The organism is Rhodanobacter aciditrophus (genome assembly GCF_042679525.1).
GTDB lineage: Bacteria > Pseudomonadota > Gammaproteobacteria > Pseudomonadales > Marinomonadaceae > Marinomonas > Marinomonas aciditrophus.
The window spans coordinates 127,578-143,635 of sequence record NZ_JBHTMN010000002.1; the positions used below are offsets into that span (position 1 = coordinate 127,578).

Here is a 16,058-nt window from a genome sequence, read left to right on the forward strand (position 1 = left end):
CACATTCTATTTTTAAACAATAGGCAGAATGCATTCTATTTTTAGTTTTTTATGGGAGTCAAAATGACCACGTCAAAAGCGAGTGGAAGTAATCAGGAAACTGAGACTTTAAGTAAGCGTCAGCTCAAAGCTAAAACCATTCACCGCAACATTTTGAATGCGGCGCGCTCACTGATCTCTGAATTGGGATACGAAAAAGCCACCATTACCAAAATTCGTAAAAAGGCCGATGTCTCGATTGCTACGTTTTATAACTACTTCGAATCGAAGCAATCTGTCCTGCTTGGTTTACTCGCAGATGAAAGGGAATTAACCGCCGAAGCCATTGATCGAATGATTGAAATGCCATCAGATGATCCCGTGGTGTATCTCAGCAACATCATCTTAGGTGCACTACACCCTGAAAACGAAGCCATCGACATACACATGTGGCGTGAAATATTAGCCGCGTCATTACTCTTGCCTGAAGAGCATGACCGGATTGAAGGATTGGAATCTGAGCGTAGTTTTTACTCACAACAAATGCTGCGTGCTTTTGACAAAATGATTAACAGTCAACAGCTCTCGCCCGACTGCCCAACTGAGCAAGTTGCCAGCATCATTTATTGCATCAGTGCTCATGAATTTCAGGAATACGTTGGCGGACATTTCGCCACACGCGAAGAACTGGTTTTGCATTTGCGCGAACTGATTAGCGCATTGCTAAAACCTTGGATACTTAACTAATCTCGGACAACCAGTGATGACGGAAAGACCTCGTATTTCCACACAAAGTCTGAATTGCTTGCCAGTCTATAGAATTGGCAATGCCCTATGTAAAACGTGTCGAACCACTCATTAACACCCGATACATAGTCATTACTTTTTTATGTGGAGCAATTTATGCCAATCAATGCAGACATGCCAAACCGCGATGTCACGGACACCCCTGTTGTGGACACTACACGTCCAGCATCTAATCCAACAGGATTAATGTTAGAGCCTATTTTAGAGCAAGTCGGCGCCCCATCCAGCGTACCCATCGCGATTCAAAATGCGCGCTGGCATATGAATGACAAACAGGTTAACTCCGTCATGTTCCGCCAAATGGACATGCTATATACCACGCGCAAAGTACCAAAATCAGGACAGCCCAGCGCCCTAGATTATCAACTAGCGCCACTGGACTTTACCTATGAAATGGGCGGTGAAACTTTAACTCCAGAAGAGTTTTTAGATCGTACCTACACCAATGCCATGATGATCATTAAACAAGGAAAAGTGGTGTACGAGAAATACCACAACCACTCAACTCCAGATACCAAATTCATGGGCTGGTCGATGACCAAATCCATCACCTCTATCCTAATCGGGATTGCGGTTGAGGACGGTCTAATCCAATCCATCGAACAGGACATTACCGAATACCTGCCAGAACTAAAACCCGGTGCATACAACGGTGTGACCATTAAACAAATACTAGAAATGCGCTCTGGGGTAGATTATGTGGAAAGTTATGACTTCCACACAATGAGCGTAGCCAGCAAAAACCACATCGAAGCGCTAATTAAAAATGTCGTACGCTTTGTTGATGTCGCCAAAACCATTGGTCGCTCATCACAACCCGGAAAAGTATTTGCGTACAAAACAATCGACACCGCCGTACTCGGCTTACTGATCGAACGAGTTAGTGGCACAAACATCTCAAATTATATGGCTGAAAAATTGTGGGAGCCACTCGGCGCAGAACAGGATGGTTTTTTTATTATGGATGGAGAACCCGGTGTCGGTCGTGAGTTCAGTGGTGCAGGCTTTAATGCTTCACTGCGAGACTTTGCTCGGATTGGCCAAATGATCCTAAATAAAGGCCGAGTTAACGGTAAACAAATCGTACCTGAACAATGGGTCTTAGATTCCGCTCGCCCAGCGGGCGATGAAAGTGAACCTATTGATTATGGCTACCAGTGGTGGACCTTCTCCAAAACACCGGCGTTTTCCGCGATTGGCTTACAAGGACAATTCATCTTTGTAGACCCATCTACCGAGACCGTCATTGTGAAGCTAAGCTACTTCCCGTTAGATGTGGATGAAAACCTTTTACATGAAGAAACCGTTCGCTTCTTTATGACCGCATCCCATTGGCAAGCTCAATAAAACAGCGACGCTTAACAACCACTAAAGAAGTAGTCTGCCTACCTGGCAGACTACTTTCCTCTTTTATTACCGCATGTTAGTCGCATTCGACGCCTAGCGAAGCGGCACAAATTCCGTTAGAATGGTCGCAACTTCGGGGATGACATGGTTTCGACGCCGGTTACAAAACCTGAGGTGCATGTCGAGAGTGATACGTGATCTCGTAAATCCACATGTATCAATTATATAGTCGCAAACGACGAAAACTACGCTCTAGCAGCTTAATAACCTGCTAGTGTGCTGCCCCCAGGTTGCTTGTAGCCCGGGATTCCGCAGTATCATAAATTACGAGATGCTATCCGATGCCCTGCCTGGGGATAAGGATCTAAGATCAAACAGGCTCGCTGGTTACACCCTGTCCTTCGGGCGGTAAACAGTCAAAAAGTAGAAGAGACTAAACATGTAGATCCGATGGCAGAGGACTGGCGGACGGGGGTTCGACTCCCCCCATCTCCACCAATCATCGAAAAGGCCGCTCACCTGTGAGCGGCCTTTTTTTATATCCTGTGCTAGCTGCTTTTGACGCTGACGGTATGCCCAAACGAGCGTCTGTGCTCTACTCCCCGTTTCTTTATAAAGGCTTCATCTAAACATTTTCTGTTTATAAGAAATTATTATTACCCGATCCGCCAGATCCTCCGTATGTATCTATACTGAGATTGACCACTGTCAATTTAAGCATTTTTGAAATCCATGTCTCACAGCTGACGCGCAGCGAGGAGGTATCCATGATCAATCATGTATGGGGCTTAATCCATCACCCTGATAGAGAATGGCGAGAAATCAATAAAGAGCACGAATCCGTTAGTCATATGTATGCACACCACGTACTGATTCTGGCGGCTATCCCGGTAGTCAGTAGTTTTATCGGCACGACACAAGTTGGCTGGACACTCAATGGTGAAGAAGCCATTAAGCTGTCTACCATGACCGCCTTGGGTCTTGGGGTGCTGTTCTATGGGATCATTTTAGCGGCCGTTGCTGCGGTTGGATCTGTGATTCATGCCCTAGCCCGCAGTCACTCCCACCGCCCAAGTCGCTCTGAATGCATAGTGTTTGCAGGCTATATTGCGACACCAATGTTTCTAAGTGGCCTGTTTGCCCTCTACCCCATCATCTGGCTTTGCACGTTGGCATTAGTATTAGGCGTAGCCTACACGGGCTATCTTCTTTATAAAGGCACCCCTAGTTTCTTAGGTATCAGTCATAAAGAAGGTTTTATTTTGTCTAGCGGCACCTTGGGCATAGGCGTTTTGGTTTTAGAGTTCATGCTGGCTGTGGTGGTTTTACTCTGGAGCATGGGCTCTGAGCACAGCATCATGTGGATGTTCTTTGGTTAACCACTCTCTCTTGGCTTTAATAATCTACCCATTCCTGCTCTCGCTCTCCCAATAATTGATCGAGAGCAGGTTTTTTATATCTGATTACAAAAACACCACACATCCATCATAAATAACTTTTATCCTATGGTTACTTTCAATTAAGCCCCTAGCGCTTGTGTCGCCATACGGAGTAGAAGTTAAGATGTTTTTTCAAGGGTATAAGCAGCGAATCGCTGAACTTGAACAGCAGCTTCAGTCAGAGCGAGAGGAAAATGCGCAACGCATTGCCTCTCTAGAGTCCGAGCTGCATCGAGTGTCCCAGCAATCAGAACAAAACCAACAGGATGATTTGTGTAACGAGCTTCTTAGTTACCAACTCAAAGGCGGAGAGATGCTAGGCTCCATTCGACAAGGCTTAGCGGAAAGTGCTGAAACCCTTATCGACGAGCGCAAGAAGCTGAAAGAAGTTGATTCATTATTTAGCGAAACCCGAAACGCCCTTTCTCGTCTCAATGACCGAGCCCAGATTATTAATCAAGAAGCCAGCTCCAGTATGGACGCCGCCAATGTACTGGATAAAACCGCTAGTGGTATCAGTCAATTAGTGTCCAGCATCCAGGAAATTTCTGATCAAACCAACCTATTGGCATTAAATGCCGCTATTGAAGCAGCTCGCGCAGGCGAAGCGGGCCGAGGGTTCGCAGTCGTTGCAGATGAAGTACGCAATCTCGCCAGTAAAACCCATGCCGCCAGTGAGCAAGTCGAGGATTTGGTGCGCAAGGTGCTGGAGCAAACCCAACAGATCAAAACCATAGTAGACAAGAATCAGTCTAGCGCTGAAGATGTGGCCACATCAGCCGGTCAAATCGACAGTATTGTTGGAAGTGTGATTAACACCTCAGAACAAATGCAAAACGTCATTAAATTGGCTGCGACACAAGCCTTCCTTGATACTGTGAAGCTGGACCACTCCGTTTGGAAAAACCAAGTTTACACTAAAATCGATAAGCAGGACTTTGCTGAAGAAGTGAATGCTCACACTGAATGTCGCCTAGGTAAATGGTACTACCAAGGATATGGGCAAAAGCATTTCCAACAGTCTCGTAACTTTAAAGCCATTGAAGCGCCCCATAAATTGGTTCACGACTCTGGACGCGCAGCCGTTCAAGCCGCAATGGCTGGACAAGGCAAGGTGATGCTACAACATTTAGAGAAGATGGAAGGTGCCAGCCTCCAAGTGGTTCAAAACATAGAAGCTCTACTCGAAGAAATTAAAGAAGGTTGAACTTCCCCACCTCAACTCTGTCTATTTGAGCAGCGCTGGGCACCACCTAGCGCTTTTTAGCGTGTATGCAACACATTAATTTTGTTACTTTTTTCATGTACTTTTTTGCAGTAAATATTGCAATATCACGCTATCCTTACAAGATATTGAACATTAAGCGTCTGATTTGTATGGTATCGCTTAAAATCGGAGACGAGGGATCGGCTTTTTATCGGCTGCCCTGAATACATTGCTACAAAGGAGCAGATCCGTTGAACACTCTACTATGCATTCCCCTACTCGTTTTGTTGGGAACCTTAGTTCCGCTGTGCAGCGCCCGATATAGTCGAACAGCTTGCGCCTTTTGGACAGCAGCACTGCCTGCAATCGCACTATTTTTGATACTTCAGCTAGCGCCGGCTATTCTCGACGGGCAGCGCTTTCAAGCGGCCTTAGATTGGGTGCCAAGCATTGGCCTAAATCTGGCTTTTCGTTTAGATGGCCTGTCTTTTCTATTCTCTTTGCTGATCCTTGGGATTGGTCTTTTAGTTATTCTGTACGCCCGTTACTACCTGTCTGAAAAAGACAATATGGGTAAGTTCTACTCTTATCTGATTCTGTTCATGTTTGCCATGCTTGGCGTGGTGATGTCTGACAACCTCATTCAGATTTGGATGTTTTGGGAGTTGACGAGCATCAGCTCCTTCTTGCTCATCAGTTTCTGGGGACACAAGAGCGATGCCCGTAAAGGCGCGCGTATGGCCCTGACGATCACAGGCGCTGGCGGTTTATTCTTACTTGCGGGCTTGCTGATCTTAGGTAATGTGGTGGGTAGCTTTGAGCTCCAAACCGTATTAGACAGTGGCGATTTGATCCGTGCTCACCAGCTTTACCCTGTTATTGTGGTGCTGATTCTGCTTGGTGCATTTACAAAATCCGCCCAGTTCCCATTCCATTTCTGGCTGCCCAATGCCATGGCGGCACCCACTCCTGTTAGTGCCTACCTGCACTCCGCCACCATGGTTAAAGCAGGTATTTTCTTGATGGCACGCTTTTACCCTTCTTTGGCGGGTACAGAACTGTGGTTCCTAATCGTAAGTATGACTGGCCTGGCCACCTTCCTATTAGGCGGTTACTTAGCCCTGTTTCAGCACGATCTTAAAGGTTTGCTGGCCAACTCCACTATCAGTCATCTAGGGCTTATTACTCTACTGTTGGGCATGGGCTCAGATTTAGCCCTTGTGGCGGCCATCTTCCATATAATTAACCATGCCACCTTTAAGGCGTCTTTGTTTATGGCGGCGGGGATCATCGACCATGAGTCTGGCTCCCGTGACATGCGCCAACTCAATGGCCTGTGGAAATACATGCCCTATACCGCTACCTTGGCAATGGTGGCCGCATCAGCGATGGCTGGGGTTCCACTGCTAAATGGTTTCTTATCAAAAGAGATGTTCTTCACTGAGACCTTACATCAAGGGGCGCTGGGTTCCCTATCTTGGATGGTACCTGTGTTGGCGACCTTGGGTGGTGTCTTGTCCGTGGCTTACTCCACTCGCTTTGTCCACGATGTGTTTTTCAATGGCGAACCGATTAATCTTCCAAAAACGCCCCATGAGCCACCACGCTACATGCGCGTCCCCGTGGAGATTTTGGTAGCCCTGTGTTTGCTAGTGGGTATTCTACCTAGCTTGGTCGTAGGTGATTTGCTTTACAGCGCGTCTTTCTCGGCCTTGAATAGTCCTGTGCCTGATTACAGTTTGTCTATCTGGCATGGTTTCAATATGCCACTGCTTATGAGCTTTATCGCTTTCTTTGGCGGTCTTTTGGTGTACTACAACCGCCAACACTTGTTTAAATTTCAGGCCCAATTCCCCGCAAATGACCCTAAGTTGGTATTTGAGTACATTATCCAAGGGGGCGTCACCTGGTGTCAGAAGTTCATTAATCTATTCGAAAATGGTTCTCTGCAGAGATACATCTATTTTGTATTAAGCTTCACCATTATCGTCAGCGCTTACCCATTGTTAGATTTGAATACGACAGCAGGGCGTCGACCTGAAATCCCAGTGGATGCTTTATCCATAACGGGTGCCGTGCTCCTTGCAATTGGTTCTCTGGCAACGGTTGTATGGCATCGTCGTCGCATGGTTGCTCTGTTGACGCTCTCTGTTGTGGGGTTAATCGTGTCATTGGCGTTTGCCAAATTCTCCGCACCAGACTTAGCTTTGACTCAACTATCAGTAGAGGTCGTGACGGTTATCTTGCTGATGTTGGCGTTATTCTTTTTGCCTCAAAAAACACCTAAGGAATCAAGCCCTCGCCGCGTAGTTCGAGACTTGGGGATCTCAGCAATGGTTGGGGGTATTGTGGGCACGGTGATTTATGCCCTAATGACTCGCCCATTGGATTCGATCTCTACCTTCTTCACCGAAAACAGTAAAACGGGTGGCGGTGGAACCAACGTGGTCAATGTGATCTTGGTCGATTTTCGTGGTTTCGATACCTTGGGTGAGATCACGGTACTGGGGATCGCAGCACTGGGTATCTTTAAGCTGATCGCCCGTATGCGATTGTTTATGCCGACCAGTGATGATCATGGCCGCCCCTGGTCAACGGATCGTCATCCACTGATGCTGGCGGTGATTTCCCAAAGCTTGTTACCTTTGGCGCTGTTAGTATCGGCTTATATTTTCCTTCGCGGGCATAATATGCCTGGTGGTGGTTTTATCGCTGGTTTGATTACTTCGGTGGCCATTGTACAGCAGTATGTGGCCCACGGTGTTGATTGGATCAAGGACCGTCTGAAGCTGGATTATCAGATTATGATTGGCTCAGGGATCGGTATCGCAGCACTGACAGGTTTAGGCAGCTGGTTCTTTGGAGAGTCTTTCTTAACCTCTTGGTTTGATTACTTCTACTTACCTGTTATTGGCAAATTTGAGTTGGCAAGTGCCATGCTATTTGATTTGGGCGTGTACCTAACAGTGGTTGGCGCAACTATGTTGATTTTGGCGAACCTAGGACAATTAACAACCAGCGAGCGCCCGGTTTTTGAGGAGGACGCGTAAATGGAAGGTATCTACGCTTTTTGTGTCGGGCTGATGACAGCCTGCGGTATTTTTTTAACACTTCGGGGACGCACCTTCTCTGTGGTTGTGGGTCTGACCCTTTTATCTTATGCAGTGAACCTTTTCTTGTTTGCTAGCGGACGCTTGAAGCTAGACGCCGCTGCTGTATTGGGTATGTCTGATAGCTATGGAGATCCTCTCCCTCAAGCGCTGGTGTTGACCGCTATCGTTATCGGTTTTGCCATGACGGCATTCGCCGTTATCTTAGCGATGCGTGCCCGGGCAGATTTGGGTAACGATCATGTGGATGGTAGAACACCCACCACACGTCAGGAGCAACAACGCCAGAAGTCTGGAGGGCAGCGCTAGATGCTACAACACCTAAGTATTTTACCCGTATTACTCCCTTTGTTTACGGGTGCGCTGTTACTGTTGCCGCCTTTTTCGGGAACGATACAACGTCAACGATTACTTGCTCTACTATCGGCTGTTTTGCAGGTGTTTGTGGCCTTTTGGTTGGTGTATGACATTCAAACGAATGGGGTTACCCAATACATTTTAGGAGGCTGGCAACCGCCATTTGGGATTGTTCTCGTAGCAGACCCTCTGTCCAGCGTCATGGTGGCTTTAACCACTTTCCTAGGTTTGGGAGCCTTGAGTTACTCCACAGGTAGCCACGACCGTGCAGGGGGATACTTTTATCCCTTGTTTATGTTTCAAATCATGGGCATCAATGGCGCCTTCCTAACCGGTGACGTTTTTAACCTGTTCGTATTCTTTGAAGTCTTGCTCATTGCGTCTTATGCCTTGCTTGTTCACGGAGGCGGCAAACAAAAGACCCAAGCTACGGTGCATTACGTCATTCTAAACTTGGTGGGCTCAAGTGTGTTTTTGTTTGGCCTAGGGATTCTGTACGGCACTCTCGGCACCCTAAATATTGCCGATATGGCTCAGAAAATTTCAGAGCTATCTGGCAGTATGGCAATTCTTGCCAAGATCGGTGGCTTGTTGCTATTGGTCGTGTTTGGTCTCAAGTCTGCCATGTTGCCTTTGCATTTCTGGCTTCCAAAAACCTATTCAAGCGCTAGCGCACCTGTGGCAGCCATCTTTGCGGTTATGACGAAAGTCGGTATCTACAGCATTTTGCGCATCCACAATGTGGTATTCGGTGATGAGGCTGGGGAGTTAGCGAATATTGCCCAATCGTGGATCTGGCCATTGGCACTATTAACCATTGCCATCGGCACCATTGGCGCACTAGCAAGCCCAGGTCTAAAACTGCTGAACGCGAACTTGGTTATTTTGTCCGCAGGCTCTTTATTAGTGTGTGCCGCTTTGCAAAACGAAGCCGCTACCAGTGCAGCCGTCTACTATATGGTTCACAGTACTTTAGTGGCTGGCGGTATGTTCTTGTTGGCAGACATGATTTCGCGTCAACGAGGCAAAGCTGAAGACCGCTTTGTTGTGGCCAAAGGCATGGATAATCCTATTTTCTTAGGGATCTTTTTTGCCATCGCTGCCATTGCCATTATTGGCATGCCGCCCTTCTCAGGTTTTATCGGTAAAGTCATGATTCTGCAGGCGACCCAATCTGCCGCTGAGCACGTTTGGGTTTGGCCAGTTCTGTTGTTAAGCAGTCTGGGGGCTCTGATTGCTTTGTCTCGAGCAGGCACAACCTTATTCTGGCGCAAAGCAAATCAAAAACAGAGCGATGAGAAACAAGTCATCCATGTGGGTGAATGGATTGGCGTCGTGATGCTACTGATTGCGTCGCCATTGCTTGCTTTGTTCGCTGGTCCTATGGCGGAGCTAGCGGACTCTGCTGCAGCCTTCTTGCACGATCCTAGCTTATCAGTCGATGCGCTGTTGACCAGTCCACTTGTAGAAGGAGGTAGATAATATGGCTTTCTTCCCAATGCCTTTCCATAGCATCTTGCTGTTTGTTGTTTGGTTATTGCTGAATAACTCCATTCACCCTGGACATATATTGCTGGCAGCCTTTTTTGCTATTTCCATTCCTTTGCTTGTGAATAGCATGCGTGATGAGCACCCTAAGCTTAAAAAGCCTTGGTTAGCTGTACGCTATTTCTTTTTGGTTTTAGGCGATATTTTAAAAGCGAATTTCCAAGTGGCTTTGCTGGTTGTTGGCCCATTACGTAAGTTAGAGCCTGGCTTCATCGCCGTCCCTTTAGAGGTATCTTCAGATGTGGGCATTACCTTACTCGCCAGTACGGTTTCTCTTACTCCGGGCACCGTCAGTGCGGAAGTGTCTGAAGATAAGAAGTGGCTCTATGTTCATGCACTACATCTAACCGATGAGCAGGAGTTGATCAATGAAATCAAACAGCGCTACGAGCGCCCCATAAAGGAGATCCTAGGATGCTAAGTTGGGCGTTGTTTTTCGTCACCATCTGTATTTGTATTGCGCTCTTTTTAAATCTTTGGCGTCTGCTTGTGGGCCCCCATGTAGCCGATCGGATTTTAGCGCTAGATACCATGTACATTAATGCCATTGCTTTGATCATGCTGTACGGGATTTATGCGGGCACTAGCTTATATTTTGAAGCCGCGTTGCTTATCGCGATGCTTGGTTTTGTGAGTACATCCGCCCTTTGTAAATATCTACTTCGCGGCGACATCATAGAGTAAGGAGCCTAAAATGAGTTTTATGACTGAATTAGTAATTACGGCTCTGTTATTAGTGGGTGGGATTTTCTTGCTAGTAGGGTCTATTGGCCTAGCGCGCTTACCGGATATTTTTACCCGCCTTCACGGGCCAACTAAAGCTACGACGTTAGGCATCACAGGCGTGCTGCTATCGTCTTTGATTTATCATTCCCTGCGTCAAGGTAGCTTATCTGTTGCAGAACTATTGATTACCTTGTTTCTGCTCATCACAGCTCCAGTCGCTGCAAACATGGTAGCCAAGGTGGCCTTGCACCACAATACTCCGGCCATCCCTAGAACAAGCCGTCAGGAGCTGATGCCTCGAGCTAAAGAGCGTCAAGCACCTGATACAGAAGATTAAGCTAATCTTTTTGACTGTTGGCGTAAGCGTTCGCCAACAGTCTCTTCGCTTTCTGGACGGAAGTAATAAAAGCCTTGATGCAGATTACAGCCCAAATCATTTAATACTTTGGCCTGAAGCTCTGTCTCAACACCCTCAGCGATGACCTGTAAGTCCAGATTCTGTGCCAGCTGAATAATCGCCTCACAGATTTTATCTCCCTCTGCCCCATCACCACTCTCCAGTACAAATGACTGATCGATCTTCAAAATATCCAGAGGTAGCATTTTGAGGTAGTGCAAAGAGGAATACCCTGTCCCAAAGTCATCCACCGAGATTTCAACACCCAAGGTTTTTAACGCGCTCATGATCTCGATACTCTCATGAACATCATGAATAAAGACCCCCTCGGTGATTTCAATCTTTAACCAGCGGCCATCCACTTTATAATGGCGTAAGGAGCGCTCTATAAACTGCGGAAAACCTTCTGAGATGAGATGACGTCCAGAAATATTGACCGCTACAGGGACCACATCAACCTTGTCTTGCTGCCACTTAGAGAGACGACGTAGGACGCTATCAATCACGAATTCGCCGATCTTGTTAATCAAGGTAGATTCTTCCGCAACAGGAATAAACTCTGCCGGAGAGACTAACCCTTTTTCTGGGTGCTGCCAGCGAATCAGAGCTTCTAAGCCAAAAATGCGATCACTACTACTGTCCACTTGGGGTTGATAGACTAAGAACATTTGATGACTATCAAGCGCTTCTTTAATTTCCTGCTCAAACTGAAACTGGCCTGAAACCTTTTCAGCCATATGAGGTTCATAGAACTTTGCGTTGTCGCGACCGTTCTGCTTAGCCCAATACATGGCCATATCCGCCTGTTGGATTAACTTTTCAGCAGTAATGTCAGGGGTGGAAATCGCCATACCGATACTCGTGGCCACATTGACAGGTTTGTCTGTCAAGGTGACGGGCTCTCGCATGCTCTCTAAGATAGCCATTGCCAGCGAGCTGACGCGATCTTCTGTCACATCCTCCGTCATCATGATCAAGAACTCATCTCCCCCCCAACGAGAAATGACATCTGAGAGTGCTACCGCATTATTCAACCTAACAGCCACCTCACATAACAGCTCATCACCCGCCTTGTGACCTAATGTGTCATTTATGATCTTAAATTTATCTAAGTCTAAGAAAAGCAAAGCGACCGGCTCACCCGTACCATTCCTCAACGAACGCTCAAGCTGTTCATTCATGTAAGTACGATTATACAAATTAGTCAGAGGGTCGCTGTAAGCTAAGAAGCGAAGTCGCTGTTGCAGCTTCACATGGCGGGTCACATCACGAATGTGAAGGGTAAACTCTTGAAAGCCCCCATCATCATTTAAAGCTTTCGTTATGGCTATTTCCACAGGAAAAGACTGATCTCGGCCGCGCTGCAACTGAAAGTGGTTACGTCGATTCAAGACCCATCCTTTGGAAGATGAAAAGCCCGTATCCAAACTATTACTGATTTCTTCCCTGTCTTTAGGGGGTACAAATAGCTCGATAAAACTTTTCCCCCGAACCTGTCGCTTCAACATACCAAAGGTACGCTCTGCAGCGGGGTTGTATTCCATGATATTGCCATAGGCGTCTATGGTAATTATGCAATCCATTGAGGAATTAAGAATAGCCGACTTGCGCATCTCACTTTCTTTAAACCAAAACAAAGCCTGGTCACGCTCAGAGATTTCTTGGTTTACTCGGTCAATCACCTGATTATATTGCTTGGCGATTTGCCCAACTTCGGTGAATGGCTCTTCCGGGACACGACGTGAGAAGTCTGCTTCATCCTCCTGATACTGCATAGAATTCAGCAAATCAATGAGCTCCGTAGTCGCCTGATGTTCAGAAACATTCAGTCCTTTCTCTTCATCCTCAACGCTCACTCGTAGGGACACAAACAGCCCTATGCACTTCAATGACACATACGCTATTAGACAAGAATATAGACCAACAGAACCAATCCCTATAAGTTGAACTCCAAGCTGCTCTAATCGGCTTAATCCCGTGCCTATCACCTCCAAATCACCAAATAACGCTACGGCAGCAGTCCCCCAAATCCCTGCGAATAAATGCGCAGGTACGACATCTAAAGCATCGTCCAGCTTCCAGCGCTCCATAAAGCCACTGCCCACCACGGTTAGCATACCGCTCACAATACCAATGATAATCGCACCACTCACAGACACCACATGACAACCCGCAGTAATACCCACTAAGCCTGCAATCACACCATTTAAGATCTGAGAAACATCAATAAAGCCTTTCCGAACCAAGACAAAAGCACTGGAGGCAATCCCACCCCATACGGCCGCCACAAAAGTATTCAGTAGAATTCCAGGTACGTCATCGTTTAACGCTAAAGTGCTGCCACCATTAAAGCCAATCCAGCCTAACCAAATTAACAGCACCCCAAGCCCAGCAAGAGGCAAGTTACTCCCTTGAGGTAAATAAATCCCCTTATCAAAGCGTCGTAAGCGGGGCCCAATCAGCAATACCGCAATCAGAGCAACCCACCCCCCCACGGAATGCACGACAGTGGAGCCAGCGAAATCAATAAAGCCTAAGGACTCCAACCAACCTGACGTATTATTTTCCGAATAAATGCCATTCCAAGCCCAATGGCCCACAATAGGATAAATTAAGGCACTCAACACAACCGTGATCGCCAGATAACCCGTAAAGGTCATTCGCTCGGCCACGGCTCCAGAAACCAAGGTCGCAGCGGTACCGCAAAACATCATTTGGAAGAAGAAAAAGGCAATAGAGGTAGAAGACGCCCCATCGCCAAAAAGGAAATTTGATGTTCCAAATAAGCCCCCTTGAGAGAGGCCAAACATCAAACCAAAACCGACGAGATTAAAAATTGCAGAGGAGAGAATAAAATCAGAAATGTTTTTGGCAGCAACGTTAATGCTGTTCTTACTTCGGATGCGACCACTTTCTAAACACAAGAACCCAGCTTGCATTAAAAACACTAATGAGGCCGAGATTAAAAGCCAACCAACATCAATCATATGCGCTCCAATATCCTGTCTACATCACGCTTACGCACCAAACTTGATCATTCAGATGACAAAACCGATTAATTTTTGAATGAAAATCGATATCAAAGCGAGTCCTTATAATCATTCAATTGTCAGGCCACTTTTAAAAAATTAATAGCAATGGATACAAATGGATACAAAAAAGGCACCCAATAGGTGCCTTTTAAAAATCGACAGGATAGCCTAATTATCCAAGCACTAACTGGGCTAAGGCCATAGAAGCGACATAACCTATGCTATACACCAACAAAAGCACCAAGCTATAACGAGCATAAGAAGCAAACGTCAGCCCATCTACCTTACTCATCGCAACAATACCCGCAGCAGAACCAATGACAAGCAAGGAACCACCCACGCCCACCGCATAAGTCAGACCCAGCCATTCCGCTTCAGTCATGACAATGCCAGCTTTTAGAAGAGCTGCCGTCAGAGGCACGTTGTCGATGGCAGAGGACAAAACCCCCATCAAGAAATTGGCAATAGATGGCGGCAAGATTTCATACATACGTACAATCGAGTCTAATACTTCGATTTCTTTGAGCATACCCACGAGCAACAATATGCCCAAAAAGAACAACAACGTCTCAAACTCAATAACACGAATATATTCCAGAATGGACTGCTCTTCTTTTTCATCCGCATCAAAGAAACGAGCAATCAAGAACATAGTCGCCATCCCCAATAGGAACATCAAAACAGGGGGAATATTAAACAGAACGTTAGCAACAATTGTACTGACAATAGTACATAGGAAGGCCGCACCAATTAATAAATCCACACTACGGACTTCATTACGTGTGATGCTGATCTCAACGGTTTCCTTCATTCCTCTGCTGAGCAGAACAGCTAACAGCATAACCGCGATAAAGGCAGGCGCTGATAACATCATCAAATCTAGAATATCGACCTTATCTTCAAGGAAGATCATCAGCGTCGTCACATCACCAGTAATCAAAGAAACACCGCCTGAGTTCACCGCGAACACAACCAAAGTAGCAAAACGCACGGTTTTCTTAGTGGACAAATTAAGCGATAGAATCAAAGTAACCGACACCAAGGTCGCTGTGATATTGTCTGCTAGCGAAGAGAATATGAAACAGAAAATTGCCGTTAAAAACAGCAAGGCTCTTTCACTGATACGCTTTAGCATAAACAAGTGAATAACGTTTTCAATCATTCCCTTCTTGTTTAAATAAGCAACGAACGTCATTGCTGCCACCAGGAACAACCATAGACTTGCTATCTCAGCAACGTTCTCCTCAAACCCCCTCGCAACCGCTTCTCCTTGCTCAGGTGTATTTGAATGAAACACATACAAAAGCACCCAAGAAAAAGTGCCTAAAAATAGCGTCACCTTCGCTTTATTAACATGAATAACATCTTCTAACACCACCCCTAGCAAAGCGACAACCGCTAAGCCAATCAGGATGTACTCCAGTACAGCCGGCATCTCAATAACCTCAGTTCGTAAATGTAAAAGCCCAAAAATTTGATGCGCGAATTTTATACCTCTTTAGAGTGGAGTCCTACACACAAACAGCGGAATTATGAAACTTTATTTCATAACACCTCTTGCTAAAGCAAAAATGGACCTAAATTCGAGGAAAACTCTCTATATAAAACGCGAATGACGAACCAAAGTTACAAAAACAAATCATTTTCGTAAGTCGAGCCTTGAGCGAACTGTTTTAGCTCCAATACAAGCAAATGCAGCACATTAATTGAGCTCACAGGTTCCTTCTCCTTTTAAAGGAGAAGGCTAGGGTGGGGTTCGGACTCGTAGGGGTCGGATCCCTATCCTGTCAGTGGTTACTTGAAACTGATGTGCGTAAAGGGATTGCCTGAAACTGATGTACGTAAAGGGATCTGACCCCTTTTAACGCAGGTATTTCGTGTCCCTTCCCCTTTCTAAGGGGAAGGCTAGGATGGGGGTCGGATCCCTATCCTGTCAGTGGTTACTTGAAACTGATGTACGTAAAGGGATCTGACCCCTTTTAACGCAGGCATCTCAGGTTCCTTCCCCTTTCTAAGGGGAAGGCTAGGATGGGGTTAATCGCTTTTTAAACAAGCACAAAAAAGCCCTGACCATTTCTGATCAGGGCTTCGTATTTGAAGCTTGACGAC

Annotated in this window: 12 protein-coding genes, 1 other RNA gene and 1 pseudogene; 12 read left to right on the forward strand and 2 right to left on the reverse strand. The window is 46.3% G+C overall.

The window, feature by feature from the left end; translation table 11 throughout:
- Window positions 1–63: 63 nt before the first annotated feature.
- The 12 genes and pseudogenes from ACFQ45_RS00680 to ACFQ45_RS00735 all read left to right on the forward strand — a co-directional run bounded on the left by ACFQ45_RS00680 (window position 64) and on the right by ACFQ45_RS00735 (window position 10,857).
- Window positions 64–726, forward strand: coding sequence for a TetR/AcrR family transcriptional regulator (locus ACFQ45_RS00680; RefSeq protein WP_377364294.1), 663 nt, complete (start codon window positions 64–66; stop codon window positions 724–726).
- 156 nt (window positions 727–882) lie between these two features.
- Entirely contained in the window at window positions 883–2,133 is a 1,251-nt protein-coding gene (locus ACFQ45_RS00685; protein WP_377364296.1) for a serine hydrolase domain-containing protein, read from the forward strand.
- Window positions 2,134–2,268: 135 nt separating this feature from the next.
- Window positions 2,269–2,631, forward strand: a transfer-messenger RNA (tmRNA) gene (gene ssrA / locus ACFQ45_RS00690).
- A gap of 269 nt (window positions 2,632–2,900) precedes the next feature.
- Window positions 2,901–3,512 (forward strand): Yip1 family protein, encoded by a 612-nt coding sequence (locus ACFQ45_RS00695; RefSeq protein WP_377364297.1) that lies wholly within the window; start codon window positions 2,901–2,903, stop codon window positions 3,510–3,512.
- A 373-nt stretch (window positions 3,513–3,885) separates the two neighbouring features.
- Window positions 3,886–4,374, forward strand: a pseudogene (locus ACFQ45_RS00700) (methyl-accepting chemotaxis protein); the annotation flags it as partial.
- A 27-nt stretch (window positions 4,375–4,401) separates the two neighbouring features.
- Window positions 4,402–4,779, forward strand: coding sequence for a CZB domain-containing protein (locus ACFQ45_RS00705; protein WP_377364317.1), 378 nt, complete (start codon window positions 4,402–4,404; stop codon window positions 4,777–4,779).
- A gap of 251 nt (window positions 4,780–5,030) precedes the next feature.
- Window positions 5,031–7,829: a monovalent cation/H+ antiporter subunit A gene (locus ACFQ45_RS00710; protein WP_377364299.1), complete on the forward strand. Its 2,799-nt coding sequence runs from the start codon at window positions 5,031–5,033 to the stop codon at window positions 7,827–7,829.
- Window positions 7,830–8,198: a Na+/H+ antiporter subunit C gene (locus ACFQ45_RS00715; protein ID WP_377364301.1), complete on the forward strand. Its 369-nt coding sequence runs from the start codon at window positions 7,830–7,832 to the stop codon at window positions 8,196–8,198.
- Window positions 8,199–9,728, forward strand: coding sequence for a monovalent cation/H+ antiporter subunit D (locus tag ACFQ45_RS00720; RefSeq protein WP_377364303.1), 1,530 nt, complete (start codon window positions 8,199–8,201; stop codon window positions 9,726–9,728).
- Window position 9,729: 1 nt separating this feature from the next.
- Complete coding sequence (locus tag ACFQ45_RS00725; protein WP_377364305.1) at window positions 9,730–10,215, forward strand: Na+/H+ antiporter subunit E; 486 nt, start codon at window positions 9,730–9,732, stop codon at window positions 10,213–10,215.
- Window positions 10,209–10,478: a K+/H+ antiporter subunit F gene (locus ACFQ45_RS00730; protein ID WP_377364307.1), complete on the forward strand. Its 270-nt coding sequence runs from the start codon at window positions 10,209–10,211 to the stop codon at window positions 10,476–10,478. The genes ACFQ45_RS00725 and ACFQ45_RS00730 overlap by 7 nt, the downstream gene beginning before the upstream one ends.
- A gap of 10 nt (window positions 10,479–10,488) precedes the next feature.
- On the forward strand, window positions 10,489–10,857 hold the full coding sequence (locus tag ACFQ45_RS00735) for a Na+/H+ antiporter subunit G (RefSeq protein ID WP_377364309.1): 369 nt from the start codon (window positions 10,489–10,491) through the stop codon (window positions 10,855–10,857).
- On the opposite strand, the gene amt is transcribed toward ACFQ45_RS00735, so the two are convergent.
- Together amt and nhaD are read right to left on the reverse strand one after the other, a co-directional pair.
- Window positions 10,854–13,904 carry an ammonium transporter gene (gene amt / locus ACFQ45_RS00740; RefSeq protein ID WP_377364311.1) on the reverse strand — a complete coding sequence of 1,017 codons (3,051 nt, stop codon included), beginning with the start codon at window positions 13,902–13,904 and terminating at the stop codon, window positions 10,854–10,856. The genes ACFQ45_RS00735 and amt overlap by 4 nt on opposite strands.
- A 217-nt stretch (window positions 13,905–14,121) precedes the next feature.
- Entirely contained in the window at window positions 14,122–15,384 is a 1,263-nt protein-coding gene (nhaD, locus tag ACFQ45_RS00745) for a sodium:proton antiporter NhaD (protein ID WP_377364313.1), read from the reverse strand.
- Between the last annotated feature and the right edge of the window lie 674 nt (window positions 15,385–16,058).

What these genes read in the sequence shown, in the direction of transcription:
- amt (WP_377364311.1), bottom strand. Translation starts at nt 13,904, where the DNA reads ATGATTGATGTTGGTTGGCTTTTAATCTCGGCCTCATTAGTGTTTTTA.
- ACFQ45_RS00695 (WP_377364297.1), top strand. Translation starts at nt 2,901, where the DNA reads ATGATCAATCATGTATGGGGCTTAATCCATCACCCTGATAGAGAATGG.
- ACFQ45_RS00735 (WP_377364309.1), top strand. Translation starts at nt 10,489, where the DNA reads ATGAGTTTTATGACTGAATTAGTAATTACGGCTCTGTTATTAGTGGGT.
- ACFQ45_RS00680 (WP_377364294.1), top strand. Translation starts at nt 64, where the DNA reads ATGACCACGTCAAAAGCGAGTGGAAGTAATCAGGAAACTGAGACTTTA.
- ACFQ45_RS00725 (WP_377364305.1), top strand. Translation starts at nt 9,730, where the DNA reads ATGGCTTTCTTCCCAATGCCTTTCCATAGCATCTTGCTGTTTGTTGTT.
- ACFQ45_RS00715 (WP_377364301.1), top strand. Translation starts at nt 7,830, where the DNA reads ATGGAAGGTATCTACGCTTTTTGTGTCGGGCTGATGACAGCCTGCGGT.
- ACFQ45_RS00730 (WP_377364307.1), top strand. Translation starts at nt 10,209, where the DNA reads ATGCTAAGTTGGGCGTTGTTTTTCGTCACCATCTGTATTTGTATTGCG.
- ACFQ45_RS00720 (WP_377364303.1), top strand. Translation starts at nt 8,199, where the DNA reads ATGCTACAACACCTAAGTATTTTACCCGTATTACTCCCTTTGTTTACG.
- ACFQ45_RS00685 (WP_377364296.1), top strand. Translation starts at nt 883, where the DNA reads ATGCCAATCAATGCAGACATGCCAAACCGCGATGTCACGGACACCCCT.
- nhaD (WP_377364313.1), bottom strand. Translation starts at nt 15,384, where the DNA reads ATGCCGGCTGTACTGGAGTACATCCTGATTGGCTTAGCGGTTGTCGCT.
- ACFQ45_RS00705 (WP_377364317.1), top strand. Translation starts at nt 4,402, where the DNA reads ATGCAAAACGTCATTAAATTGGCTGCGACACAAGCCTTCCTTGATACT.